Source organism: Rhodanobacter sp. sgz306013, from assembly GCF_057031145.1.
The window spans coordinates 478,637-501,023 of sequence record NZ_JBXCIJ010000004.1; the positions used below are offsets into that span (position 1 = coordinate 478,637).

Genomic DNA, 22,387 nt, shown 5'->3' on the forward strand with positions numbered 1-22,387 from the left:
GTTCTCGCCGGCCTTTTTTCGTCATCCCACCCGGCTGCCTGCCGATCCGTCCGCCAATCGCGCGACGACCAGATCAAACAGTGCACGCAAGCGTGCCTGGCGGCGCAGGTCACGGTGGTAGCCGATCCAGGTTTCCCGCGCAGGCGGAGCCTCGCCAAGGTCGATGCGTCGCAGTCCCGCGACTGCATCGCCCAGCGGACGGGGCAGTATCGCGATGCCCGCGCCGCGAGCGCACATGCGGGCCTGGATCGCGCGGGCGTTGCTGCGGAATACCACGCGTGCATGCGGAAGCATGCGCTGCAGCCATGCGACGTCGGGCATGTCGCCGAACGCCGTGTCCATGGTGACCAGCCCCATACCCGCACCGTCGCCACCCTGCGGTACGGGATGGTCCAGCGCCGCATAGACGCCATACGACATCTGCATCAGCTTGCGCGAGACCACGTCCGTCTCGTCGAAAGGCCGGATGCGGAATGCCAGGTCGGCCTCGCGACGCGAGAGGCTGAAGAAGCGCGAATCGGTCAGCAGCTCGATGATCACGCGCGGATAGTGGATCGCGAAGTCGGCGAGAACCGGCGCCAGCATGTATTCGGCGAACCAGTCCGACGAGGTGATACGCAGCATGCCGTCGAGCTGCGTTTCCTGCCCGGTGAGTTGCCGCTGGAAGGCGAGGGCCTCTTCTTCCATGCGTTCGGCGTGGCCGAGCACGGCCGTGCCCTCGTCGGTCAACACGAAACCCGCTTTCGTCCGTTGAAACAAGGTATGCCCCACCGCTTGTTCCAGTGCCTGCAGGCGCCGACCCATCGTCGGTTGGGTTTGTCCGAGCTTGCGTGCGGCGGCGCCGAGCGTGCCTTCGCGCGCGATGGCCAGAAAAACCCGCAGGTCGCTCCATTCCATTTCGGCAGCCTCTATCGGGATGGACAGTCGACGAAGCCTCGCCAACTTGCATGCAATTATGCATGGATTAAATGCATTTATTTGGATTTTCAAACGAAATTGATGGGCGTAGCTTGACACCACTTTCTCAGCAGCGCCGGGCCCGCCATGACCACCTCGCCTTCCATGCAAGCTGCCGTGTTGGAAAGCCACGGTGCTCCGTTTCGCCTGGCCTCCCTCGCCAGGCCCGTCCCGCAAGCGGGCCAGGTGCTGGTACAGATCAAGGCCAGCGGCATCAATCCGCTGGATCTGAAGATTCGAGCCGGTGCGGCGGAGCATGCACGCCACCCGCTGCCGGCCATCCTGGGTATCGACATGGCCGGGGTGGTCGTCGCGCTGGGGCCGAGCGTCGCCGACTTCCGGATCGGCGACCAGGTCTACGGCATGACGGGCGGTGTGGGCGGCGTGCAGGGTTCGCTGGCCGAGTACGCCGCGGTGGACGCGAGCCTGCTGGCCCTGAAGCCAAACTGCTTCAGCATGCGCGAGGCGGCCTCGCTGCCGCTGATTTTCATCACGGCATGGGAGGGGCTGGTCGACCGTGCCCGCGTCCATGCGGGGCATTTCGTACTGGTGCAGGGCGGCGCCGGTGGCGTCGGCAGCATGGCCATCCAGATCGCGCGCGCCTTCGACGCGCGGGTGTTTGCGACCGATGCCGCGGCACGCGCGGACACCATCCGGCAGCTCGGTGCGACGCCGATCGGTTATGCGCAGACGCCCGTCGAGGAATATGTCGCTGCGCATACCGCAGGTCGCGGCTTCGACGTGGTGTTCGACACCGCCGGCGGGGCGAGCCTGGATGCCGCGTTCAAGGCCGTGGCGCGCTTCGGCCACGTGGTCAGCTCGCTGGGCTGGGGCACGCACGCACTGGCGCCCCTCTCGTTCCGGGCCGCCACTTATTCGGGCGTATTCACCTTGCTGCCGCTGCTGACCGGCGAGGGCCGGGCGCATCACGGCGCGATCCTGCGCGAAGGCACCCGGCTGGCCGAGGCGGGCCTGATCAAGCCGCGCCTGGACGCGCGCACGTTCGACCTCGAGACCGTCGGGGATGCCTACGTGCTGATCGAGCAACGACAGGCGCAGGGCAAGCTGGTGGTCGACATCAACGGCTGAGCTACCCCGGCATCGTCGGTGCAGCGTATCCCCCTGCACCTGCGTCACTTGAGCGGCCCGCGCGTTCATCAGGACGGCCCGCCTCATTCCCGATTCCAAGGAGAGTCCCCATGATGAAGTGGCTTGAATGCCGCAAAGAACTGTCCGGCCGTATCGGCGAGCTCGGCAAACTGAGCCCCCGATACTTTGGCGGGCTACCAGGCGTTGTCCCGCGCGGGCCAGAAGACTGGACATCTGGAGGCGAAGACGCGCGAATTGATTGCATTGGCGGTGGCCATCACGACGCGATGCGACGGCTGCATCACCGTGCATGCCGGCGAAGCGTTGAAGCATGGCGCGACGCGCGAGGAAATAGCCGAGGCGCTTGGCGTGGCCGTGGCGCTCAATGCCGGATCGGCCGTGGTCTATTCCGCGCGGGTCATGGACGCGGTCAGCGAGCACGCGGCCGCGGCGAACGCCTAGCGCTTGCCTGTCGCGCGGTCGGCTAGGTCCAGGCGAGCTGATGCGACATCGCAGCCCGGCGTGGTTGCGGGACATGGTCGGCCGATTGCGCAACAATCGCGCAGATTCTTCTCAAGAAGCCCCGCGATGATCTATCTCTTGATCAAGTCTCTCCATGTCCTTTTCGTGATCGCCTGGATGGCCACGGTGTTCTACCTGCCACGCATCCTGGTGAACCTCGCCGAAGCCGGCGACGAACCGGCGGTAAAGGCGCGGCTGCTGCTGATGGGGCGGCGGCTCTACAAGTTCGGCCACAACATGTTCGGCATGGCCTTCCTGTTCGGCCTGACGTTGTGGCAGGGCTGGCGGCTGTTTCCGTCGAGGCTGCCTGACGTGACCGCCGGCTTGCACTGGATCGACGCCAAGCTGACCCTGGTGGCCGTGCTGCTGGCCTATTTCGTGTGGGCGGGGCGGATGATCAAGCGTAGCGAGAAGGGCGGCGCATTGCCGTCCACGAAGGCGCTGCGCTGGCTCAACGAGTTGCCAGTGCTGCTGCTGCTGGGTGTGATCTTCCTGGTGCTGGCCAAGCCGTTCTGATCTCGATCGACAGGAGCGCACCCAGTGCGCGATGGCTCTGGTGTCCGGCCGGAGCAGAGCCATCGCGCACAGGGTGCGCTCCTGCCGGGCAATCAGCAGTTGAAATAATCGCGGTACCACGCCACGAACCGCGCCACGCCATCCTCGATGGAGGTGTTCGGCGCATAGCCCACGTCGCGGCGCAGCGCCGACACGTCGGCCCAGGTGTCCGGCACGTCGCCGGGCTGCATCGGCAGCAGGTTCTTCTCGACCGTGCGGCCGATGTGCCGCTCCAGCAGTTCGATGAAGCGCAGCAGCTGCACCGGCTGGTCGTTGCCGATGTTGTAGACGCGATATGGCGCGCTCGACGTGCCCGGGTTGGGTGACTTCGCGTCGTAGGCCGGGTCGGGCGCGGCCGGGTGGTCGAGCGTGCGGATCACGCCTTCCACGATGTCGTCGACGTAGGTGAAGTCGCGGCTGTGGTTGCCGAAGTTGAAGACGTCGATCGGCTCGCCGCGGCTGATGCGGTCGGCGAACAGCATCGGCGACATGTCCGGCCGGCCCCATGGCCCGTACACGGTGAAGAAGCGCAGGCCGGTGGTGGGCAGGCCGTACAGGTGGCTGTAGCTGTGCGCCATCAGCTCGTTGGCTTTCTTGGTGGCGGCGTACAGGCTCACCGGGTGGTCCACCGCGTCCTCCACCGCGAAAGGCAGCTTGCGGTTGGCGCCGTAGACCGAGCTGGACGAGGCGTAGACCAGGTGTTCGACGCCGCCGTGGCGGCAGGCTTCGAGGATGTTGCCGAAGCCGACCAGGTTGCTCTGCACGTACGCCTGCGGGTTCTTCAGCGAGTAGCGCACGCCGGCCTGGGCGGCCAGGTTCGCCACGCGCCGCGGCCTGAAGCCGGCGAAGATCTCATTCATCGCGGTGGCGTCGGCCAGATCGGCGCGGCGATGGGTGTAGCCGGGATGGCCGATGAAGCGGGCGAGGCGCGCTTCCTTCAAGCGCGGATCGTAGTAGTCGTTGTGGTTGTCAATGCCCAGCACTTCGTCGCCGCGCGCCAGGAGGCGCTCGGCCAGGGCGGCGCCGATGAAGCCGGCGGTGCCGGTGACGAGGATGCGCATGGGTAGTGATCCTTGAGGCGATGGGCGCATTCTATCGTCGGCGGCCACCTGCTGAATTGACGGCGCACGATGGGCTAGACTAGCGCTTCGTCATCACATTCCAGAGACAAGGTGGCCCGCGCCAAGACGCCGGCCGAGCGTGCGACATGGCAACTACCCGCAACCACTGCTGACGACCGCCACGCCTTGTGCTCCACGAAGGCGCCTCGGCGCCTTTAGTTTTTGTCCGCCATCCGGGCGGACAACGGCAACACCGGCCGTCCACGGCCGGACTCCTAAGAAAAGCGACGTCCACCGTGACTGCGCGGCAGGAATGACCATGATCGAGATCACGCTACCCGACGGCAGCAAGCGCCCGTTCGACCATCCCGTGTCCGTGCAGGACGTGGCCGCCTCCATCGGCGCCGGCCTGGCCAAGGCCACCCTGGCCGGCAAGGTGGATGGCAGGCTGGTGGATGCCAGCTTCCCCATCGAGCACGACGCCCGCCTCGAGATCGTCACCGAGAAGAGTCCAGAGGCGCTGGAGATCCTGCGCCACTCCACCGCGCACCTGATGGGGCAGGCGGTGCAGCGACTGTTCCCCGGTGCGCAGGTCACCATCGGCCCGGTGATCGACAACGGCTTCTATTACGACTTCGCCTACGAGCGGCCGTTCACGCCCGAGGACCTGCCGAAGATCGAAGACGAGATGCGGAAGATCGTCGCCGAGCAGCTCCCGGTGACGCGCAGCGTGAAGTCGCGCGACGACGCGGTTGCGTTTTTCAAGGGTCTGGGCGAGCACTACAAGGCCGAGATCATCGAGGGCATTCCCTCCAACGAGCCGTTGTCGCTGTACTCGCAGGGCGAGTTCACCGACCTCTGCCGCGGCCCGCACGTGCCCAACACGGGCAGGCTGCGTGCGTTCAAGTTGATGAAGGTGGCCGGCGCCTACTGGCGCGGTGACAGCAACAACGCGATGCTCACCCGCATCTACGGCACGGCCTGGCTCAACGACAAGGACCTCAAGGCCTACCTGCACCAGCTGGAAGAGGCCGAGAAGCGCGACCACCGCAAGATCGGCAAGGCGCTCGACCTGTTCCACCAGCAGGAGGAAGGCCCGGGCATGGTGTTCTGGCACCCGCGCGGCTGGGCGATCTGGCAGCAGGTCGAGCAGTACATGCGCGGCGTGTACCGCAAGAGCGGCTACCAGGAGGTGCGCTGCCCGCAGGTGCTCGACGTCTCGCTGTGGAAGAAGTCCGGCCACTGGGACAACTACGCCGAGAACATGTTCTTCACCGAGTCGGAGAAGCACACCTACGCGCTGAAGCCGATGAACTGTCCCGGCCACGTGCAGATCTACAACGCCGGCCTGCACAGCTACCGCGACCTGCCGATCCGCTACGGCGAGTTCGGCGGATGCCATCGCAATGAACCGTCGGGCGCGCTGCACGGCATCATGCGCGTGCGCGCGTTCACCCAGGACGACGGCCACATCTTCTGCACGCCGGAGCAGATCGAGCCCGAGGTGACCGCCTTCCACCAGCAGGCGATGCAGGTCTACGCCGACTTCGGCTTCGACAACATCGCGTTGAAGATCGCGCTGCGCCCGGACAAGCGCATCGGCTCGGACGAGGTGTGGGACAAGGCCGAGGAAGCTTTGCGTGCCGCATTGCGCGCGGCCGGCGTCGCGTGGGAGGAGCTGCCGGGCGAGGGTGCCTTCTACGGCCCCAAGATCGAATACCACATGAAGGATTCGATCGGCCGTGCCTGGCAGGTCGGCACCATGCAGGTGGACTTCATGATGCCCGAGCGCCTGGGCGCCGAGTACGTGGACGAGCACAGCCAGCGCCGGCACCCGGTGATGCTGCACAGGGCCATCGTGGGCTCGATGGAGCGCTTCATCGGCATCCTGATCGAACACCACGCCGGCCTGCTGCCGCCCTGGCTGGCCCCGGTGCAGGCGATGGTGTTCAGCATCACCGACGCCCAGGCGGACTACGTCCGCGAGGTGACGCAAGCCCTTGTCGACAAAGGCTTCCGGGTGGAGGCGGATTTGCGCAACGAGAAGGTCGGCTATAAAATCCGCGAACATACGTTGCAGAAAGTGCCCTACCTGCTTGTCGTCGGTGATCGCGAGAAGGAGTCCGGGGCGGTTTCCGTGCGTACCCGTTCGGGCGAGGATCTGGGCAGCATGCCGCTGGCAGACTTCACCGGGCGACTGCAGGCCGAGACGCAGCGCTGAAGGCGTTGCACGGCCTAATCGAAACTTCTTCTGGAGGATAGTGGTATCGCCACCACCGACAACAAGGGTAATCGCCGTAACCTGGAAATCCGCGTTCCGCGCGTACGCGTGATCGGCGCCGATGCTGAGCAGCTGGGCATCCTCACCCGCGACGAGGCGCTGGCACTGGCGCAGGAAGCGGGGATGGATCTGGTCGAGATCCAGCCGAACGGCGACCCGCCGGTCTGCCGCATCATGGACTACGGCAAGTTCAAGTTCGAAGCCCAGAAGAAGGCCCAGGCCGCCAAGAAGAAGCAGAAGCAGGTCGAGATCAAGGAAGTGAAGTTCCGTCCGGTCACGGACGTGGGCGACTACCAGATCAAGCTGCGCAACATGCTTCGCTTCCTCGAAGAGGGCGACAAGGTCAAGGTCACGATCCGTTTCCGCGGTCGCGAGATGTCGCACCAGGACCTCGGCCAGAGCCTGGCCAAGCGCATCCAGGAAGACGTGGGCGAGAACGGCCAGATCGAGTCCTTCCCGCGTCTGGAAGGCCGCCAGATGGTCATGATGATCGGCCCCAAGAAAAAGCAGTAGGCCACGCGGCGGCCTTCCCGCCACCGCATTGCAGCTGCAGGCAGATGCCCCGCACCAGGCATTCCTCGCCACCGCACCCGGGGTGGCGCCGGAGCGTGCCCCGAATCCGCCCTGCGGCTGGCCCCGTCCTCGACCTGCCCCCTTCCCCGAGGGTGCGGGGCAAGACGTGGTCTGGCGCCAGTCCGGCTTCCCGCGTATAATCGCTCGTTCGACCCGCCAGGAAGGGTCGTGAACCGATGTCGGCAGGACGGAAAGCGCGGCCTTGCGGTCGCCGCCGAATCAGTCAGAAGCCGGGCTGCTCTCGTAAAGAGGGCGACCCCATCAAGGAGCACTACCCATGCCCAAGATCAAGACCAATCGGGCGGCGGCGAAGCGTTTTCGCAAGACCGCTTCCGGCAAGTTCAAGGCCGGTCACGCCTTCAAGTCGCACATCCTGACCAAGAAGTCGACCAAGCGTAAGCGCAACCTGCGCGCCACCAACCACGTCAAGGCGTGCGACACCAAGGGTGTGGCTCGCATGTTGCCGTATCTCTGAGGCGGGAGGACTAGACCATGGCTCGTGTAAAGCGTGGCGTTACCGCCCGTCGTCGTCACAAGAAGATCATCGGCCGCGCGAAGGGCTATTACAACGCCCGTCGCAAGGTTTTCCGCGTCGCCAACCAGGCCGTCATCAAGGCCGGCCAGTACGCCTACATCGGCCGCAAGCAGAAGAAGCGCCAGTTCCGCGCCCTGTGGATCGTGCGTATCAATGCCGCCGCCCGTCAGTTCGGCCTGTCCTACAGCCGCCTGATCAACGGCCTGGCCAAGGCCGGCATCACGGTCGACCGCAAGGTGCTGGCCGACATCGCCGTGCACGACATCAAGGCGTTTGGGGCCATCGCGGAAAAGGCGAAGGCCAGCCTGGCCGCTTGATCGTCGCTCACTGACGATATGATGTGAATCAAGCGGGGAGAAGGCCAACGCCTTCTCCCCGTTTTTATTTAATGACGCCGCTTTTCGCGTTGGCCTCCTCTCCCCTCCGGGGAGAGGATTGGGGTGAGGGGTCGGGGCTTGCCTTGACCCTGATCGAAGCACGCTTCGCCCCTGGCGTTAACGCAAGAGTGGCCCCTCACCCCAACCCTCTCCCCGGAGGGGGAGGGGAGCTGGAAGCCAAAGCGGAAATCGCACCGATGGACGATCTGGACAGCCGGGCAAGCCAAGCCCTGACCGATATCGAAAACGTTGCCTCGTTGGAGGCGCTCGACGCGCTGCGCGTGGGCCTGCTCGGCAAGAGCGGCATCGTTACCGCAGCCTTGAAGACGCTCGGCTCGTTGCCGCCGGAAGAGAAGAAGGCGCGTGGTGCCGAGGTCAACCGCGTCAAGGAGCGCCTGGCCGACGCGCTGGCCGCGCGCAAGGCGACGCTGGAGCAGGCCGAACTGGATCGCCGCCTCGCCTCCGAGACCATCGACATCTCGCTGCCCGGCCGCGACGGCGAACGCGGCGGCATCCACCCGATCACCCGCGCGCTGGAGCGCATCGCCGCGATCTTCGCGCGGCTCGGCTACCAGCGCGCCGACGGTCCCGAGATCGAGGACGACTGGCACAACTTCGAGGCGCTGAACTTCCCGCCGCACCACCCGGCGCGCGCCATGCACGACACCTTCTACTTCGGCGACGGCCGCCTGCTGCGCACGCACACATCGCCGGTGCAGATCCGCTCGATGAAAGGGCGCCAGCCGCCGATCCGCATCATCGCGCCGGGCAAGGTCTACCGCAGCGATTCGGACCAGACCCACTCGCCGATGTTCCACCAGATCGAAGGCCTGCTGGTCGACGAGACCTCCAGTTTCGCCGACCTCAAGGGCACGCTGGCCGAGTTCATCCGCGCCTTCTTCGAGCGCGATTTCGAAATGCGCTTCCGCCCCAGCTACTTCCCCTTCACCGAGCCCTCGGCCGAGGTGGACATCCGCTGGGAGGGCAAGGACGGCGAGGTGCGCTGGCTGGAGGTACTGGGCTGCGGCATGGTGCACCCGAACGTACTGGCGAATTGCGGCATCGACCCGGAGCGTTACACCGGCTTCGCCTTCGGTTTGGGCGTGGAGCGCTTCGCGATGCTGCGCTACGGCGTGGCCGATCTGCGCGCGTTCTTCGAGAACGATCTGCGCTTCCTCAAGCAGTTCGCGTAAACCGGGCAGGAATCGATACACATGAAATTCTCCGAGAACTGGCTGCGCGAGCTGGTCGACGTGCAGGCCGACCGCGCCCAACTGGCCCATGCGCTGACCATGGCCGGGCTGGAAGTGGAAGAGCTCACCCCACTGGGCGAAGGCCTGGAGGGCGTGGTGGTGGCCGAGATCATTGCCGCCGAAAAGCACCCCGAGGCCGACCGCCTGCAGGTCTGCAAGGTCGACGCGGGGCAGGGCGAGCCACTGCAGATCGTCTGCGGTGCGCCGAACGCGCGCGTGGGCATCAAGGTGCCGCTGGCGACCGTGGGCGCGAGCTTGCCGGGCGGGATCCAGATCAAGGCAGCCAAGCTGCGTGGCGTCGAGTCATTCGGCATGCTGTGTTCGGCGAAAGAGCTGGGCGTGGACAACGATGCTTCAGGCTTGCTGGAGCTGCCTTCCGATGCGCCGGTTGGCATGCCGCTGGCCGATTACCTTGGCCTGCCGGATGCGAGCATCGAGCTGAAACTCACCCCGAACCGCCCCGACTGCCTGGGGCTCTACGGCCTCGCCCATGATGTAGCCGCGCTGTTCGGCAGCCGCGTGAAGACCGGCGAGCAGGCCGCTGCCCGGGTCACTGGCGACGCGCGTCGCGGCATCCGCCTCGAAGCCGGCAAGGACGCGCCGCGCTACCTCGGCCGCGTCGTCGAAGGGATCGATCCGCAGGCGCGCACACCGCTGTGGCTGGCCGAACGCCTGCGTCGCGCCGGCCTGCGACCCATCAGCGCGGTGGTGGACGTCACCAACTACGTGATGCTGGAACTCGGCCAGCCCATGCATGCCTTCGACAACGACAGGCTCGACGGCGACATCGTGGTGCGCCACGCGCGCCCCGGCGAGACGCTGAAGCTGCTCGACGGCAGCGAGGCGAAGCTGGACCCGGGCTTCGTGCTGGTCGCGGACGACCGCAAGGCGCTGGCCGCGGCCGGCGTGATGGGCGGCTTCGATTCGCGCGTCACCGACGCCACGCGCAACATCTTCCTGGAGTCCGCCCACTTCGCGCCGGCTGCGATCATGGGCCGCGCGCGCAAGCTCGGCCTGCACACCGACGCCTCGCACCGCTTCGAGCGGGGCGTCGACCCCGAGCTGCCGAGCCGTGCACTGGAGCGCGCCACCGAACTGCTGCTGGCGATCGCCGGTGGCAAGGCGGGGCCGGTGCTGGTGGCGGAGAACATCGCCGACCTGCCGAAGCACGCGCCGGTGACGCTGCGCCGCGCGCGCCTCCGGCGCGTGCTGGGCGTGGACGTGGCCGATGCCGAAGTGGCGCGCATCTTCACTGCGCTGGGCATGCAGGTGGAGCCGCAGGCCGATGGCTGGCGGATCACCGCGCCCAGCAGCCGTTTCGACATCGAGCGCGAAGAGGATCTGGTCGAGGAAGTCGCGCGCATCTTCGGCTACGACAACATCCCCACCGCCACGCCTGCCGGCGCGCTGGCGCTGGCGGCCGAGCCGGAGGCGCGCATCGGCGAACTGGCGCTGCGCGAGCAATTGGCCGCGCGCGGCTACTTCGAAGCGGTGAACTTGTCCTTTGTCGCCGACGAGCTGCTGGCGAAATGGGGCCTGGCGGGCCAGGGGGTGCCGCTGGCCAACCCGTTGTCGGCCGATCTCGCGGTGATGCGCCCTTCGCTGCTGCCGGGCCTGGTCGAGGCGCTGCGCCACAACCGTGCGCGCCAGCAGGAGCGGGTGCGGCTGTTCGAGGTGGCCAGGGTCTTTGCGGCAGGGGATCCGCCGGTCGAGACGCCCAGTCTGGCCATCGCCGTGTGCGGTTCCGCGCACGCGGAGCAGTGGGGCGAACCGGCGCGGGCGCTGGATTTCTTCGACCTCAAGGGGGACCTGGACGCCTTACTGGCCTGGGGCGGCGAGCCGGGGCGCTGGTCGGTGCATGCCGACGGCCTGCCGGGCTGGCTGCATCCGGGGCGCGGCGCGCGCATCTCGCGGGACGGCGAGACGGTGGGCTGGCTGGGTGCCCTGCACCCGCAGCTGGCCAAGGCGCTGGACCTGGGGCCGGACGTGCATGTGCTGGAACTGGCGCTGGAGCCGCTGCTGGCACGCCGCCTGCCCAGGGCGCAGCCGGTGGCCCGCTTCCCCTCGGTGCGCCGCGACATCGCCGTCGAGGTGCCGCAAGACGTCAGCTGGTCACGGGTCGGCGAAGTCGTCCGCAGCACGCTCGGCGGCCTGCTGAACGAGCTGCGCCTGTTCGACCGCTACAGCGGCAAGGGGGTCGAAGCGGGCCGAAAAAGTCTCGCTATGGGCTTGATTTTGCAGGATGCTTCCCGCACCCTTGTCGACGACGACGCAGACCGCTGCGTGCGGCAGGTGCTCGCCGCGCTGGAGCAGGAATGCAAGGCCAAGTTGAGAGGATGAGATGGCGCTGACCAAGGCGGATATGGCCGAGCGGCTTTTCCTTGACGTGGGCCTCAACAAGCGGGAAGCCAAGGAATTCGTGGACGCCTGCTTCGAGGTGGTCCGCGAAGCACTGGAACGAGGGGAGCAGGTGAAGCTGTCGGGTTTCGGCAATTTCGACCTGCGCGAGAAGAACCAGCGGCCAGGGCGCAACCCCAAGACCGGCGAGGAGATTCCGATCTCGGCGCGGCGGGTGGTGACGTTCCGGCCAGGGCAGAAACTCAAGGTGCGAGTCGAGGGCTATGCTGGACCAAGGGAATAACACCGAGCTGCCTGCCATCCCGGCCAAGCGCTACTTCACCATCGGCGAAGTGGGCGAGCTGTGCGGGGTGAAACCGCACGTGCTGCGCTACTGGGAGCAGGAGTTCCCCGCGCTGAACCCGGTGAAGCGCCGCGGCAACCGCCGCTACTACCAGCGCCATGACGTGCTGATGATCCGCCAGATCCGCGCGCTGCTGTACGACGAAGGCTTCACCATCACCGGCGCCCGCGCGCGGCTGGAAGGCCCGCAGGCGCGCGTCGAGGCGAGCATGTCGCACCAGATCGTGCACCAGGTGCGGCTGGAACTGGAAGAAGTGCTCGCCCTGCTGCGCCGCTGAGTGCATTCCTCTGTTATAGTTCGCGCTTTCCGATCGCACGATCGCACGATCGCGAAGCGCAGAAGGCGGCCACGTTGCCGCCTTTCAAGTCCAAGTCGGGGCGTAGCGCAGCCTGGTAGCGCATTTGCCTGGGGGGCAAAGGGTCGTCGGTTCGAATCCGGCCGCCCCGACCATTCAACCGGAAACATCGACGGCGCCCCAGGGCGCCGTTTGCGTTTGCGGGTTCCGGTCTTCCATTGCGGGAAATTGCGGTGCGGGCCGGTTAGGCTGCGGCATCGGATTCATCCACTAGGAGACGTCGCATGCCGTCGAACAGCTGTCATCCGAATGCGCCGCACGAAAAGCTCAAGGCACCCGACTGGTTCGTCTCCGCATTGATGATGGATCGCGCGCTGGACGCGATCCTGCGCCGCGTGAAGAAGCTCGACCGCGAACACGACATTCCCTACCTCGCCGGCTACAGCCAGGACGGCAAGACCATCTACATCGACCGCCACCTGCCAAAGACCTTCACCTTCCGCGGCCGCACGATCGAGGTGGACCGCTTCCTGATCCTGCACGAGGAGGTGGAGAAGACCCTGATCGACCAGCTTGGCCTGCACTATCTGCACGCGCACCAGATCGCCACCCGCGCCGAGGAGGCCGCGGTGAACGCGCAACGCGTCACCTGGAAGGCCTACGACCGCTTCATGCAGAAATACGTGAAGTCGGTCGGCGACGAGCGACTGCGCAAGGTGCCGGCCGACCTCGACCTGAAACCCTATCGCGACTACCACGATTACGACCTGATGCAGCGGATGGAGCAGCACCTCGATCGGGCGTCCGGATTGGGCGCGAAGCTGAAGGCCGAGTTGAAGTCCTTCGCCGCGGCGTTCTGCGAGGAACACGAGATGGAGCGGCGCCGCGCAGTGCGTGGCTCCGGCACGGGCAAACGCGCGGCAAAGACGGTCGCAACGAAGTCGGCGCCGAAGACGACGGCGCGCAGGCCGGCCGCGAAGGCGCCGGTCCGCAAGAGCCGCTGAGCCGGCGGGTTCGCCGCGAAGCGCCGGTTGGCCCCACGCGGTGCGCGGGTCAATACAGCACGCGGCTGCGCAGCGTGCCGGGGATCGCAGCCAGCTTGTCGCGCAGTTCGTTCGACTGTGCCTCGTCGGCCGCCACGTCGATCACCACGTAGCCCAGTTCCGCGTCGGTCTGCAGGAACTGCGCGTCGATGTTGATGTTGCCGGCGGAGAACAGCTCGTTGATGCGCGAGAGCACGCCCGGGACGTTCCGGTGGATGTGCAGCAGGCGGCGGCTCTTTGGGTGCTCCGGAAGCGACACTTCGGGGAAGTTCACCGCGGACAGGGTGGAGCCGTTGTCGCTGTAGCGCACCAGCTTGCTGGCCACCTCGATCCCGATGTTGTCCTGCGCCTCCAGCGTGCTGCCGCCGATGTGCGGGGTAAGGATCACATTGTCCAGGCCCACCAGCGGCGACACGAACGGATCGTCGTTGCCCTTGGGCTCGACCGGGAACACGTCCACCGCGGCGCCCGCCAGGTGGCCTTCGCGCAGCGCCGCTGCCAGCGCATCGATGTCGACCACGCTGCCGCGCGAGGCATTGATCAGCACCGCACCCTGGCGCATCGCGGCGATTTCCCGCGCGCCGAACATCAGCTTCGTGGCGGGTGTCTCGGGTACGTGCAGGGTCACCACGTCGGCGCGTTGCAGCAGGTCGTGCAGGCCGGCGGCGGCCTGGGCGTTGCCCAGCGCGAGCTTGGTCTCCACGTCGTGGAAGATCACCCGCATGCCCAGGCCCTCGGCCAGCACGCCCACCTGGGTGCCGATGTGTCCGTAGCCGATCACGCCCAGCACCTTGCCGCGCGCCTCGTAGCTGCCGGCGGCGGACTTGCTCCAGCCGCCGCGATGGCACTGCGCATTCCGCTGCGGGATGCCGCGCAGCAGCATGATGGCCTCGGCGATCACCAGCTCGGCCACGCTGCGCGTGTTGGAGTAGGGTGCGTTGAACACCGGGATGCCCAGCCGCTCGGCCTCGGGCAGGTCCACCTGGTTGGTACCGATGCAGAAGCAGCCGGCCGCGATCAGTTTCCGCGCGTGGCGCAGCACCTCGGCGGTGAGCTGGGTGCGCGAGCGCAGGCCCACGATATGGGCGTCGGCGATGCGTTCCAGCAGGGTCGCTTCGGGCAGTGACTTCTGGTGGTATTCGATATTCGTGTAACCGGCGCGGTCGAATACTTCCACCGCGGTCTGACTCACGCCCTCCAGCAGCAGCACCTTGATGTCTTGCCGGGGGAACGAGGTCTTCATGGCGGTTCCAGGATGGACGGGAGCTGCTACTATGCCAGAATTGCGGCGTTGCAACACGTCGATGTTTGGACGTCCATACGAAATCAGGGCATGAATTTGTGCCCCGCCGGAGATGCCATGAGCGTTGCCCTGGACGAGCTTGTCCACCGCCTGCCGGGCTTGCGCCTGCTCACCGGGCCGGGCGACCTGGAGCATTACGGCCGCGACTGGACGCGCCGCTGGGCGCCCGCGCCGCTGGCGGTCGCGTTGCCGACCACGGTGGATGAAGTGCAGGGCGTCGTGCGCTGGGCCAACGAGCACCGCGTGGCCATCGTGCCCTCGGGCGGCCGTACCGGGCTCTCCGGCGGCGCGGTGGCAGCCCATGGCGAGCTGGTGCTCAGCCTGGAGCGGATGAACCGCGTGCTGGGCTTCGATGCCGCCGACCGCACGCTCACCGTGCAGCCGGGCATGCCGCTGGAGGCGGTGCATGCGGCGGCGCGCGAACACGGATTGATCTACCCGGTGGACTTCGCCGCGCGCGGCTCGTGTTCCATCGGCGGCAACATCGCGACCAATGCCGGCGGCATCCGGGTGATCCGCTACGGCAACACCCGCGAATGGATCGCCGGGCTCAAGGTGGTGGCCGGCAACGGCGAGCTGCTCGACCTCAACCGCGCGCTGGTGAAGAACTCCAGCGGCTACGATTTTCGCCAGTTGATGATCGGCTCCGAAGGCACGCTGGGCATCGTGGTGGAAGCCACCCTCAGGCTCACCGAGCCGCCGCCGTCCGCGCAGACCATGCTGCTGGCGTTGCCGGACATGGACGCGGTGCTGGCGGTGTTCGGCCTGTTCCGCGCGAAGCTGGCGCTGCAGGCCTTCGAGTTTTTCACCGACGTGGCGCTGAAGCACGTGCTGGCGCACGGCGCGCAGCGCGCGCTGGACGGCGAGCACCCGTACTACGTGGTCGCCGAGTTCGACGCGCCGGACGAAGCTGCGCGGGACGCCGCCCTGGCGGTGCTCGGCGAAGGCATGGAGCAGGGCTGGATCGTCGACGGCACGGTCGCGCAGAGCGAGGCCCAGGCCGCCGTGCTGTGGCGGCTGCGCGAGGGCATCACCGAGAGCCTGGCGCCGCACAAGCCATACAAGAACGACGTGTCGGTGCGCATCGGCGCGGTGCCGGCCTTCCTGCATGCGATGCAGACGCTGCTGGCGCGCGAGTATCCACAGATCGAGGTGGTGTGGTTCGGCCATATCGGCGACGGCAACCTGCACATCAACGTGCTGAAACCAGCCGGCATGGCCGATGCGGATTTCATCGCGCAGTGCGAGCACGTCACCCGGCTGCTGGCCGCCACGCTGAAGGAACACGGCGGCAGCATCTCCGCCGAGCACGGCATCGGCCTGGTCAAGAAGCCCTACCTCGACTCGACGCGCAGCACGGCGGAGGTCGCGCTGATGCGCGGCGTGCGCCAGGTGTTCGACCCCAACGGCATCCTCAATCCGGGCAAGCTGTTCGGGCCGTGATCACCGATGCCGGGTGGTCGCCCGACCTGCCCGGTCTTCGCAGTACTGACTCCTTCCTGCATGTCCGGGGGCACCACGGTTGCGTTTCCGGCGCTCGAACACCTAGCCTTGCGTATCCCCGACGTCCGACGAGAACCGTCATGGCTACGCCGCGCCGCACGCTGTACCCCGAGATCGAGCCCTACGAGCGCGGCACGCTCAAGGTCTCGGAGCTGCACACGCTGTACTACGAGCAGTGCGGCAACCCGGACGGCAAGCCGGTGGTGTTCCTGCATGGCGGCCCGGGCGGCGGCACCAATCCGAAGTGCAGGCGCTTCTTCGATCCGGCGGTGTACCGCATCGTGCTGTTCGACCAGCGCGGTTGCGGCCAGTCCACCCCGCACGCGGAGCTGCGCGAGAACACCACCTGGGACCTGGTGGCCGACATCGAGCGCGTGCGCGAGCACCTTGGCATAGCCCGCTGGCAGGTGTTCGGCGGTTCCTGGGGCTCCACCCTGGCGCTGGCCTATGCGCAGACGCACCCGGACAAGATCACCGAACTGGTGCTGCGCGGCATCTTCATGCTGCGGCGCTGGGAGCTGGAGTGGTTCTACCAGAAGGGCTGCGACGCGCTGTATCCGGATGCCTGGGAAACCTACCTGGCGGCGATCCCCGAGGTCGAGCGCGGCGACCTGATGAGCGCCTACCATCGCCGCCTCACCAGCGACGACCCGGCCGTCCGGCTCGCCGCGGCGCGCGCCTGGTCGGTATGGGAGGGGGCCACCAGCTACCTCCACCAGGATCCGGCCAGCATCGGCTCGCACGACGAGGACAGCTTCGCGCTGGCCTTTGCGCGCATCGAATGCCACTACTTCGTGCACGGCGGTTTTTTTGCGCACGACGACCAGTTGCTGCGCAACGTCGACCGCATCCGCAGGATCCCCGCGGTGATCGTGCAGGGCCGCTACGACGTGGTCTGCCCGATCCGCAGCGCCTGGGATTTGCACCGCGCCTGGCCGGAGGCGGACCTGCGCATCGTGCAGGACGCCGGCCATTCGGCGTTCGAACCAGGCAATGTGCACGAATTGGTCGAAGCGACGGACCGGTTCCGCGCCTGAATCTTCGCCGTGGCGCGGGGCTACGGCCGGCGGCGGCCGGAGTCCCGCCTCAGGTCGCGAGTCCAGCGGTGGCGCGGGAGAACACGTGGAGGCTGGTACCGGTGCGCTTCGCCTGGCGCTTCGCGCGCGCCGCCAGCATCGCGATGGATGCAGTGCGCTGCGGCAGCGGCGGCGCCAGCTCGACGGCGCCCATCACCACGGTGGTGCATGGGAAGAATTGCGGCTCGCCGCGGCGGTCCTTGCCGCGTAGGCCGCCCTGGACCAGGTCGTCGGCGTCGTACAGCTGCGGTGCGCGCGTGTTGAAGGCCTCGATGATGCGCAGGCAGCGCGCTTCCCAGTCCGCACTCTGGAACAGCACCACGAAGTCGTCGCCGCCGATGTGGCCGACGAAGTCGAGCGCCGGATCCACGTGTTCGTTCAGCAGGCCCGACAGCAGCCGGATCATCTCGTCGCCGCGCGAATAGCCGTAGTGGTCGTTGAACGGCTTGAAGTCGGTGAGGTCCGCGTGCACCACCGCAAAGCGCTCGCCGCCGTCGAGCAGGCGCCCCAGGTGTTCGGTGGTGGGGATGTTGCCGGGCTGGAAGGTCAGCGGGTTGGCGTGGCGCGCAGCCTCGATCCGCAGCTCGCTCACGCGCCGCACCAGCGCCTCGCCGGTACCCAGCCCGCGGTAACGGCCCTCGCTCGTCACGATGAAGCCGTCGGACAGGTAGCGCTGGTCTTCGCCGCGCAATACGTCGGCGAGGCTTTCGAGGCTGCGGTGCTCGTCGCAGACCAGTGGCGCGTCGTTCATCAGCACCGTGCACGACTTGCGCGCCAGCAGCTCGCGGGCGAACGGCTGGGCCATGCGCTCGTTCATCAGCCGGCGGTTCACCAGGCCGACCGGCCTGCCGTCCTGCACCACCGCTACGGCGTGCAACTCCGGGTACCGGCCGAACAAGGCCATCACTTCCTCGCTGGTCTGGTGCGGCTCCACCATGGGCGCCTCGATCAGCAGATGGCTGACCTGGGTCGGCCGCTGGGTGATCGGGCCGCGGGGGCGCGGCAGCACCGGCACGGCGGGCCCGCCCAGCAGATGGACGGCCTCGGCACGGGCGACCGCAACCGGGGCCGGCGCGGGCCGTCCAATCAGGAAGCCCTGTGCATAGGGGATGCCGAGGTCGCGCAGTACGCGCAGGTCGGCGGGGTTCTCCACGCCTTCGCCGACCAGGTCGGTGCCCAGCGCTTCGGCCACCTGGCACAGCGAACGTACGATCGCCAGACGGCCGGCGCTGTGCGACAGGCCGTGCACGAGGTAGCGGTCTATCTTCACCACGTCGGGGTGGATCTCGTTCCACATCTCGAAGTTGGAATGGCCGTTGCCGAAATCGTCGAGAGCGATGCGGACGCCGTGCGCGCGCAGATAACCCAGCGCGTGGGCAAGCAGGGCGGGGTTTTCCACCACGTCGCGCTCGGTGATCTCGATGGTGACGCGGGCAGGATCCAGGCCGCCGGTGCAAAGCGCGCCCAGCACCTCGTCCGGGCGCAGGGTGCCGTTGAGGATGGCGCGGGCGCTCAGGTTCACCAGCAGCCGGCCCGCTGCCCCCTGCGCGGCGAAGGCGCCGCAGATGCTGCGTGCGGCATGCAGCTCCATGTCGGCCAGCCGGTCTTCCCTGCGGGCAAGGTCGAGCAGGTCGAGGATGGAGAGATTGCCGGGCATGAAGGCGCAACGGCTGAGCCCCTCGTGCGCGACCACCTCGAGCGTGTCCAGGCGCACCACGGGCTGGAAGACCGCATTCAAGCTTCCCGCAGCGAGTGCGCGCTCGAGCATGGTGTGAGGACTGCAGTGGCGGGCGGGAAGAATGGACATGCCTTGATCGGATTCAGGCCGCTTGGGAAGCCTGGAACTGGTCCGTGGCCGGGGGCGTTGGCTGGGCACCGGGTTCCGGTTCGGAAAGGAGGCGCGATGGATCGGCGAGCTGGAAGAAATCCACCTGGCGCATCAGCGCCTCGGCATCGCAGGTGAGCGCCTGGCCGGTGGCGCTGATGTCGACCACCAGTCCGGCGTTGGCCTGGGTGATGCGGTCCAGCTCACCCACCGCGTGGTTGATCTGGCCGATGCCGCTGGCCTGTTCCCGGCCGGCGTCGGAGATCCGGGCCATCAGCGTCGAGGCGCGCGCCACGCTCTGCACGATGCCGTCCAGCGCCTCGCACGACTGTGCCACCTTGTGGCGCACCAGCACCGTGGCCTCGGTGCTGCTGGTGACCAACTGGCGTATGTCCCGGCCGGCTTCCACGCAGCGGCTCGCCAGCCGGCGCACTTCGCCCGCGACCACGGCGAAGCCGCGCCCGCGTTCGCCGGCCTGGGCGGCCTCGATGGCGGCGTTGAGCGAAAGCAGGTTGGTCTGGAAGGCGATGTTGTCGACCAGGTCGACGATTTCCGCGATGTCGCGGCTCGTCTTCTGGATGGCCTGCATGGAATCGAGCGCCTCGTCGGCGACGTGGCGGCCCTGCTCGGCGTGGGCCAGCGCGTCGCGGGCCGCCTGCGCAGCGCCGTCGGCATGGCCGGCGCCCTGCGAGACGGTGGCGGCCATCCGCTCCATCGACGCCGAGGCCTGCTCTAGGCCGGCGGCCTGCGTCCGCGTGCGTGCGCGGAGCGCCTGGTTGTCACGCGCCAGATGCTGCGCGCGCTCCTCCACCGAATGGGCGCCTGCCCGCACCAGGGCGAGCACGCGCGTGAGCTGCCCGTCCATCGAGGCGAGCGCGCGCAGCAGCCTTCCCAGCTCGTCGTCGCGGCCCGGGTCTACCGGTTCGCCCAGGCGCCCCGCGGCGATGCGCTCGGCCACCCGCGCAGCCTGCTGCAGGCGCCGCAGCAGGCTGCGCATCAGCGTGCCGTCCAGCACGATGGCGGACAGCAGCGCCGTCGCCAGCAGGACGAGCAGCAACGCCACACCCTGCCGGTTGGCTTGGCGCTGGCTCTGCACCTGCGCCTTGCCCTCGGCCAGCGCGGCCAGGAACAGGTTGGCGAAGTCGCTTTGCAGGGGCTGGTAGGCGGGTTGCACCTCGGTGCTGAGCTTGAGCCCGGCAAGCTGGAACTGGCCCGCATCGAGCAGGGCCAGCGTACCGTCGACGGCGCGATCGGCCTCGGCACGATGGATTGCGGCGATCTTCAGGGTCTGTGCCTGCTGCTGCGCCAGCTCGCTGCCCAGGAGTAGCTTCCAGTGTCGCGCAATGTCCATGCGGTCGGCGTGGATGCGCGTGCGCGCCTCGTCCACGGCGGACGGTAGCTGCAGCAGTGCCGCATGGACCAGGACCTGCAGGCTGCTGTTGTAGTCGTTTTGCACACCGCCGACGTCGGCGGCCGGGCTCAGCGAGCCTTCCACCAGTCCCTGGATGCGGCGGTCGGCCCGCTTCAGCTGCAGCATGCCGGCGGCGCTCGTCACCGCGAGCAGGCCAAGGACAAGCAGCAGGCGCAGCAAGAGGCGCTGGCGCAGGCTCGGGGCGGCAAGCCACTTCAGTCGTTTGAACATGTGGATTGTGGGCGGTGAGAGAGCTGCAGTAGCTGTCGGCCCACTACGTCGCAACTTTAGCGGAAAATTGGAATAAAGAACTTTGAAATCAAAGTGTTATATTTCACCCGATAATCTGGTGAAGCGGGTGGAAGATGGCATGGCGAAATGTCGGTTTCGTGACTCTTCCGCGGCGGCTTGCGAACGCGCGCGGCTTACGCCGCTTCAGCCGCGGTGCGCCAGGAACTCCGCCGCCCGCTCCCCGATCATCGCGCAGGCCGCCTGGGTGTTGCCGGAGATCAACGAGGGCATGACCGAGGCGTCGGCCACGCGCAGGCCGGCCACGCCGCGCACGCGCAGCTCCGGGTCGACCACGGCACCCGCGTCGCTGCCCATGCGGCAGGTGCCCACGGGGTGGTAGATGGTGTCGGCGTGCGCGCGGATGGTTTCGCGCAGGCGCGCCTCGTCGGTGGTCTCGGCGTCGTACAGCGCCGGCCCCGCGTAGCGGGCGAACGCGGGCGCGGCGAGGATGCGGCGGGCCAGTCCCACGCCGGCGACCAGGGTGTCCATGTCGCGCGGATCGGCGAGGAAGGCCGGATCGATCCGCGGCGCCTTGCGCACGTCGGCGCCGGCGAGGCGCACGCTGCCGCGGCTGTGCGGGCGCAGCACGCAGGTATGCAGCGACATCCCGCGGGTGGCGTGCAGGCGGCGGCTGTGGTTGTCCACGATGCCGATGCACAGGTGCAGCTGGATGTCGGGCCGTTCCAGCTCCTGCCGCGTGCGCAGGAAGCCGCCGGCTTCGGCCACGTTGCTGGTGAGCAGGCCGGTGCCGCGGCGGAACGGGGCTATCGCGCGCAGCACCTGCGGCACGATGGAGGGCACCGTGCCGAACAGGCCGCGGTCGTCCACGGTGCGGCTGATGACGAAGTCGGCATGGTCCTGCAGGTTCGCGCCGACCTCCGGACTGTCGTGCCGCACCGCGATCCCCAGCGTGCGCAGGTGTTCGGCCGGTCCGATGCCGGACAGCATCAGCAGCTGGGGCGTACCGAACGCGCCCGCCGACAGCACTACCTCGGCGCGTGCGCTGTACGTGTCGCCGTTCGCGCAGGCGATGCCGCGGGCGCGGCCTTCCGCGACCAGCACGCGGGCCACCTGCGCCTCCGCCCGCACGCTGAGGTTCTTCGGCGCCAGACCGTCCAGATAGGCGCGGGCAGCGTTCCAGCGGCGGCCGTCGCGCTGGAACACCTGGTACAGGCCCACACCTTCCTGCTGCGCGCCGTTGAAATCGGGATTAGACGGGTGGCCGCATTCGGCCGCCGCCGCCACGAAGGCGCGGGCGCAATCGCTGGGGCTGGCCAGGTCGCTTACCGCCAGTGGTCCGCCGGTGGCGTGCCAGGCGTCGGCGCCGCGGGCGTTGTCCTCGCTGCGCAGGAAGTAGGGGAACACGTCGCGCCAGGCCCATCCGGTGGCCCCCAGCCGGGCCCAGTCGTCGTAGTCCGCGAGCTGGCCGCGGACGTAGATCATCGCGTTGATCAGGCTGGAACCGCCCAGCCCGCGGCCGCGCGGCTGCACGCCGCGGCGTCCGTGCAGCCCTGCCTGCGGCACGGTGCGGTAGCTGTAGTTGCGCGCGTTGCGGAACGGCACCAGGGTGGCGATGCCCAGCGGCACGTCGGAGCGCAGGCCGCTTTTCGCGGGGCCGGTTTCCAGCAGCAGCACGCTGGCGTCCGGCCTGAGCGTGGCCAGCCGTGCGGCGGTGGCGCAGCCGGCGGGGCCGGCGCCCACCACGATGAAGTCGAACTCCTCCTTCGATGGCATGG

Annotated in this window: 19 protein-coding genes, 1 tRNA gene and 1 pseudogene; 15 read left to right on the plus strand and 6 right to left on the minus strand. The window is 67.9% G+C overall.

Features of this window, described 5'->3' with window-relative positions; genetic code table 11:
- Positions 1 to 21 precede the first annotated feature (21 nt).
- Complete coding sequence (locus tag AC2EWF_RS15140) at positions 22 to 1,017, minus strand: LysR family transcriptional regulator (RefSeq protein ID WP_483640207.1); 996 nt, start codon at positions 1,015 to 1,017, stop codon at positions 22 to 24.
- A 126-nt stretch (positions 1,018 to 1,143) separates the two neighbouring features.
- On the opposite strand from AC2EWF_RS15140, the gene AC2EWF_RS15145 reads away from it, so the two are divergent.
- The 3 genes and pseudogenes from AC2EWF_RS15145 (at position 1,144) to AC2EWF_RS15155 (ending at position 3,084) form a co-directional block, all read left to right on the plus strand.
- Positions 1,144 to 2,046, plus strand: coding sequence for a zinc-dependent alcohol dehydrogenase family protein (locus tag AC2EWF_RS15145; RefSeq protein ID WP_483640208.1), 903 nt, complete (start codon positions 1,144 to 1,146; stop codon positions 2,044 to 2,046).
- 110 nt (positions 2,047 to 2,156) lie between these two features.
- A pseudogene (locus AC2EWF_RS15150) lies at positions 2,157 to 2,508 on the plus strand (carboxymuconolactone decarboxylase family protein).
- Between the two features lie 126 nt (positions 2,509 to 2,634).
- Positions 2,635 to 3,084 carry a CopD family protein gene (locus tag AC2EWF_RS15155; RefSeq protein ID WP_483640209.1) on the plus strand — a complete coding sequence of 150 codons (450 nt, stop codon included), beginning with the start codon at positions 2,635 to 2,637 and terminating at the stop codon, positions 3,082 to 3,084.
- Positions 3,085 to 3,176: 92 nt separating this feature from the next.
- Here the strand turns inward: AC2EWF_RS15155 and AC2EWF_RS15160 are convergent, their stop codons facing one another.
- Positions 3,177 to 4,184: an NAD-dependent epimerase gene (locus AC2EWF_RS15160; protein WP_483640210.1), complete on the minus strand. Its 1,008-nt coding sequence runs from the start codon at positions 4,182 to 4,184 to the stop codon at positions 3,177 to 3,179.
- 319 nt (positions 4,185 to 4,503) lie between these two features.
- On the opposite strand from AC2EWF_RS15160, the gene thrS reads away from it, so the two are divergent.
- From thrS to AC2EWF_RS15210, 10 genes are all read left to right on the plus strand, one after another.
- Positions 4,504 to 6,405 (plus strand): threonine--tRNA ligase, encoded by a 1,902-nt coding sequence (thrS, locus tag AC2EWF_RS15165; protein ID WP_483640211.1) that lies wholly within the window; start codon positions 4,504 to 4,506, stop codon positions 6,403 to 6,405.
- Positions 6,406 to 6,450: 45 nt separating this feature from the next.
- Positions 6,451 to 6,978, plus strand: coding sequence for a translation initiation factor IF-3 (gene infC, locus AC2EWF_RS15170; protein WP_369495714.1), 528 nt, complete (start codon positions 6,451 to 6,453; stop codon positions 6,976 to 6,978).
- 337 nt (positions 6,979 to 7,315) lie between these two features.
- Positions 7,316 to 7,513, plus strand: a complete 198-nt coding sequence (rpmI, locus tag AC2EWF_RS15175) for a 50S ribosomal protein L35 (RefSeq protein ID WP_019467379.1) — start codon at positions 7,316 to 7,318, stop codon at positions 7,511 to 7,513.
- Positions 7,514 to 7,530: 17 nt separating this feature from the next.
- Positions 7,531 to 7,890: a 50S ribosomal protein L20 gene (gene rplT, locus AC2EWF_RS15180; protein ID WP_128898432.1), complete on the plus strand. Its 360-nt coding sequence runs from the start codon at positions 7,531 to 7,533 to the stop codon at positions 7,888 to 7,890.
- A gap of 257 nt (positions 7,891 to 8,147) precedes the next feature.
- Positions 8,148 to 9,143, plus strand: coding sequence for a phenylalanine--tRNA ligase subunit alpha (gene pheS / locus AC2EWF_RS15185; protein WP_483640212.1), 996 nt, complete (start codon positions 8,148 to 8,150; stop codon positions 9,141 to 9,143).
- A gap of 21 nt (positions 9,144 to 9,164) precedes the next feature.
- Positions 9,165 to 11,543: a phenylalanine--tRNA ligase subunit beta gene (gene pheT, locus AC2EWF_RS15190; RefSeq protein WP_483640213.1), complete on the plus strand. Its 2,379-nt coding sequence runs from the start codon at positions 9,165 to 9,167 to the stop codon at positions 11,541 to 11,543.
- Between the two features lies 1 nt (position 11,544).
- Positions 11,545 to 11,844: an integration host factor subunit alpha gene (gene ihfA / locus AC2EWF_RS15195; RefSeq protein ID WP_077481444.1), complete on the plus strand. Its 300-nt coding sequence runs from the start codon at positions 11,545 to 11,547 to the stop codon at positions 11,842 to 11,844.
- Complete coding sequence (locus tag AC2EWF_RS15200) at positions 11,825 to 12,181, plus strand: MerR family transcriptional regulator (RefSeq protein ID WP_077481441.1); 357 nt, start codon at positions 11,825 to 11,827, stop codon at positions 12,179 to 12,181. Before ihfA ends, AC2EWF_RS15200 begins: the two co-directional genes overlap by 20 nt.
- Before the next feature lie 96 nt (positions 12,182 to 12,277).
- Positions 12,278 to 12,354 (plus strand) — tRNA-Pro (locus AC2EWF_RS15205).
- A 129-nt stretch (positions 12,355 to 12,483) separates the two neighbouring features.
- The gene (locus AC2EWF_RS15210) at positions 12,484 to 13,203 is read left to right on the plus strand and encodes a hypothetical protein (RefSeq protein ID WP_483640214.1); all 720 of its coding nucleotides are present in this window, start codon (positions 12,484 to 12,486) and stop codon (positions 13,201 to 13,203) included.
- Between the two features lie 49 nt (positions 13,204 to 13,252).
- On the opposite strand, the gene serA is transcribed toward AC2EWF_RS15210, so the two are convergent.
- The gene (serA, locus tag AC2EWF_RS15215) at positions 13,253 to 14,485 is read right to left on the minus strand and encodes a phosphoglycerate dehydrogenase (protein WP_483640215.1); all 1,233 of its coding nucleotides are present in this window, start codon (positions 14,483 to 14,485) and stop codon (positions 13,253 to 13,255) included.
- A 117-nt stretch (positions 14,486 to 14,602) separates the two neighbouring features.
- On the opposite strand from serA, the gene AC2EWF_RS15220 reads away from it, so the two are divergent.
- Both AC2EWF_RS15220 and pip read left to right on the plus strand, forming a co-directional pair.
- On the plus strand, positions 14,603 to 15,988 hold the full coding sequence (locus AC2EWF_RS15220) for an FAD-binding oxidoreductase (protein WP_483640216.1): 1,386 nt from the start codon (positions 14,603 to 14,605) through the stop codon (positions 15,986 to 15,988).
- 140 nt (positions 15,989 to 16,128) lie between these two features.
- Positions 16,129 to 17,085: a prolyl aminopeptidase gene (pip, locus tag AC2EWF_RS15225; RefSeq protein WP_483640217.1), complete on the plus strand. Its 957-nt coding sequence runs from the start codon at positions 16,129 to 16,131 to the stop codon at positions 17,083 to 17,085.
- Between the two features lie 49 nt (positions 17,086 to 17,134).
- Here pip and AC2EWF_RS15230 read toward each other — a convergent pair whose 3' ends face one another.
- The 3 genes from AC2EWF_RS15230 to AC2EWF_RS15240 all read right to left on the minus strand — a co-directional run bounded on the left by AC2EWF_RS15230 (position 17,135) and on the right by AC2EWF_RS15240 (position 22,385).
- The gene (locus AC2EWF_RS15230; protein WP_483640218.1) at positions 17,135 to 18,931 is read right to left on the minus strand and encodes an EAL domain-containing protein; all 1,797 of its coding nucleotides are present in this window, start codon (positions 18,929 to 18,931) and stop codon (positions 17,135 to 17,137) included.
- A 13-nt stretch (positions 18,932 to 18,944) separates the two neighbouring features.
- Positions 18,945 to 20,591 (minus strand): methyl-accepting chemotaxis protein, encoded by a 1,647-nt coding sequence (locus AC2EWF_RS15235; RefSeq protein ID WP_483640219.1) that lies wholly within the window; start codon positions 20,589 to 20,591, stop codon positions 18,945 to 18,947.
- Positions 20,592 to 20,795: 204 nt separating this feature from the next.
- A complete protein-coding gene (locus tag AC2EWF_RS15240) occupies positions 20,796 to 22,385 on the minus strand; it encodes a GMC family oxidoreductase (protein ID WP_483640220.1) in 1,590 nt (529 codons plus the stop codon).
- Between the last annotated feature and the right edge of the window lie 2 nt (positions 22,386 to 22,387).

Bases quoted from the DNA above. Each gene is read 5' to 3' on its own strand.
- pheT (WP_483640213.1), top strand. From the start codon at position 9,165: ATGAAATTCTCCGAGAACTGGCTGCGCGAGCTGGTCGACGTGCAGGCC.
- AC2EWF_RS15240 (WP_483640220.1), bottom strand. From the start codon at position 22,385: ATGCCATCGAAGGAGGAGTTCGACTTCATCGTGGTGGGCGCCGGCCCC.
- AC2EWF_RS15220 (WP_483640216.1), top strand. From the start codon at position 14,603: ATGAGCGTTGCCCTGGACGAGCTTGTCCACCGCCTGCCGGGCTTGCGC.
- ihfA (WP_077481444.1), top strand. From the start codon at position 11,545: ATGGCGCTGACCAAGGCGGATATGGCCGAGCGGCTTTTCCTTGACGTG.
- AC2EWF_RS15235 (WP_483640219.1), bottom strand. From the start codon at position 20,591: ATGTTCAAACGACTGAAGTGGCTTGCCGCCCCGAGCCTGCGCCAGCGC.
- serA (WP_483640215.1), bottom strand. From the start codon at position 14,485: ATGAAGACCTCGTTCCCCCGGCAAGACATCAAGGTGCTGCTGCTGGAG.
- AC2EWF_RS15210 (WP_483640214.1), top strand. From the start codon at position 12,484: ATGCCGTCGAACAGCTGTCATCCGAATGCGCCGCACGAAAAGCTCAAG.
- rpmI (WP_019467379.1), top strand. From the start codon at position 7,316: ATGCCCAAGATCAAGACCAATCGGGCGGCGGCGAAGCGTTTTCGCAAG.
- AC2EWF_RS15200 (WP_077481441.1), top strand. From the start codon at position 11,825: ATGCTGGACCAAGGGAATAACACCGAGCTGCCTGCCATCCCGGCCAAG.
- rplT (WP_128898432.1), top strand. From the start codon at position 7,531: ATGGCTCGTGTAAAGCGTGGCGTTACCGCCCGTCGTCGTCACAAGAAG.
- AC2EWF_RS15155 (WP_483640209.1), top strand. From the start codon at position 2,635: ATGATCTATCTCTTGATCAAGTCTCTCCATGTCCTTTTCGTGATCGCC.
- pip (WP_483640217.1), top strand. From the start codon at position 16,129: ATGGCTACGCCGCGCCGCACGCTGTACCCCGAGATCGAGCCCTACGAG.
- AC2EWF_RS15160 (WP_483640210.1), bottom strand. From the start codon at position 4,184: ATGCGCATCCTCGTCACCGGCACCGCCGGCTTCATCGGCGCCGCCCTG.
- pheS (WP_483640212.1), top strand. From the start codon at position 8,148: ATGGACGATCTGGACAGCCGGGCAAGCCAAGCCCTGACCGATATCGAA.
- AC2EWF_RS15230 (WP_483640218.1), bottom strand. From the start codon at position 18,931: ATGTCCATTCTTCCCGCCCGCCACTGCAGTCCTCACACCATGCTCGAG.
- thrS (WP_483640211.1), top strand. From the start codon at position 4,504: ATGATCGAGATCACGCTACCCGACGGCAGCAAGCGCCCGTTCGACCAT.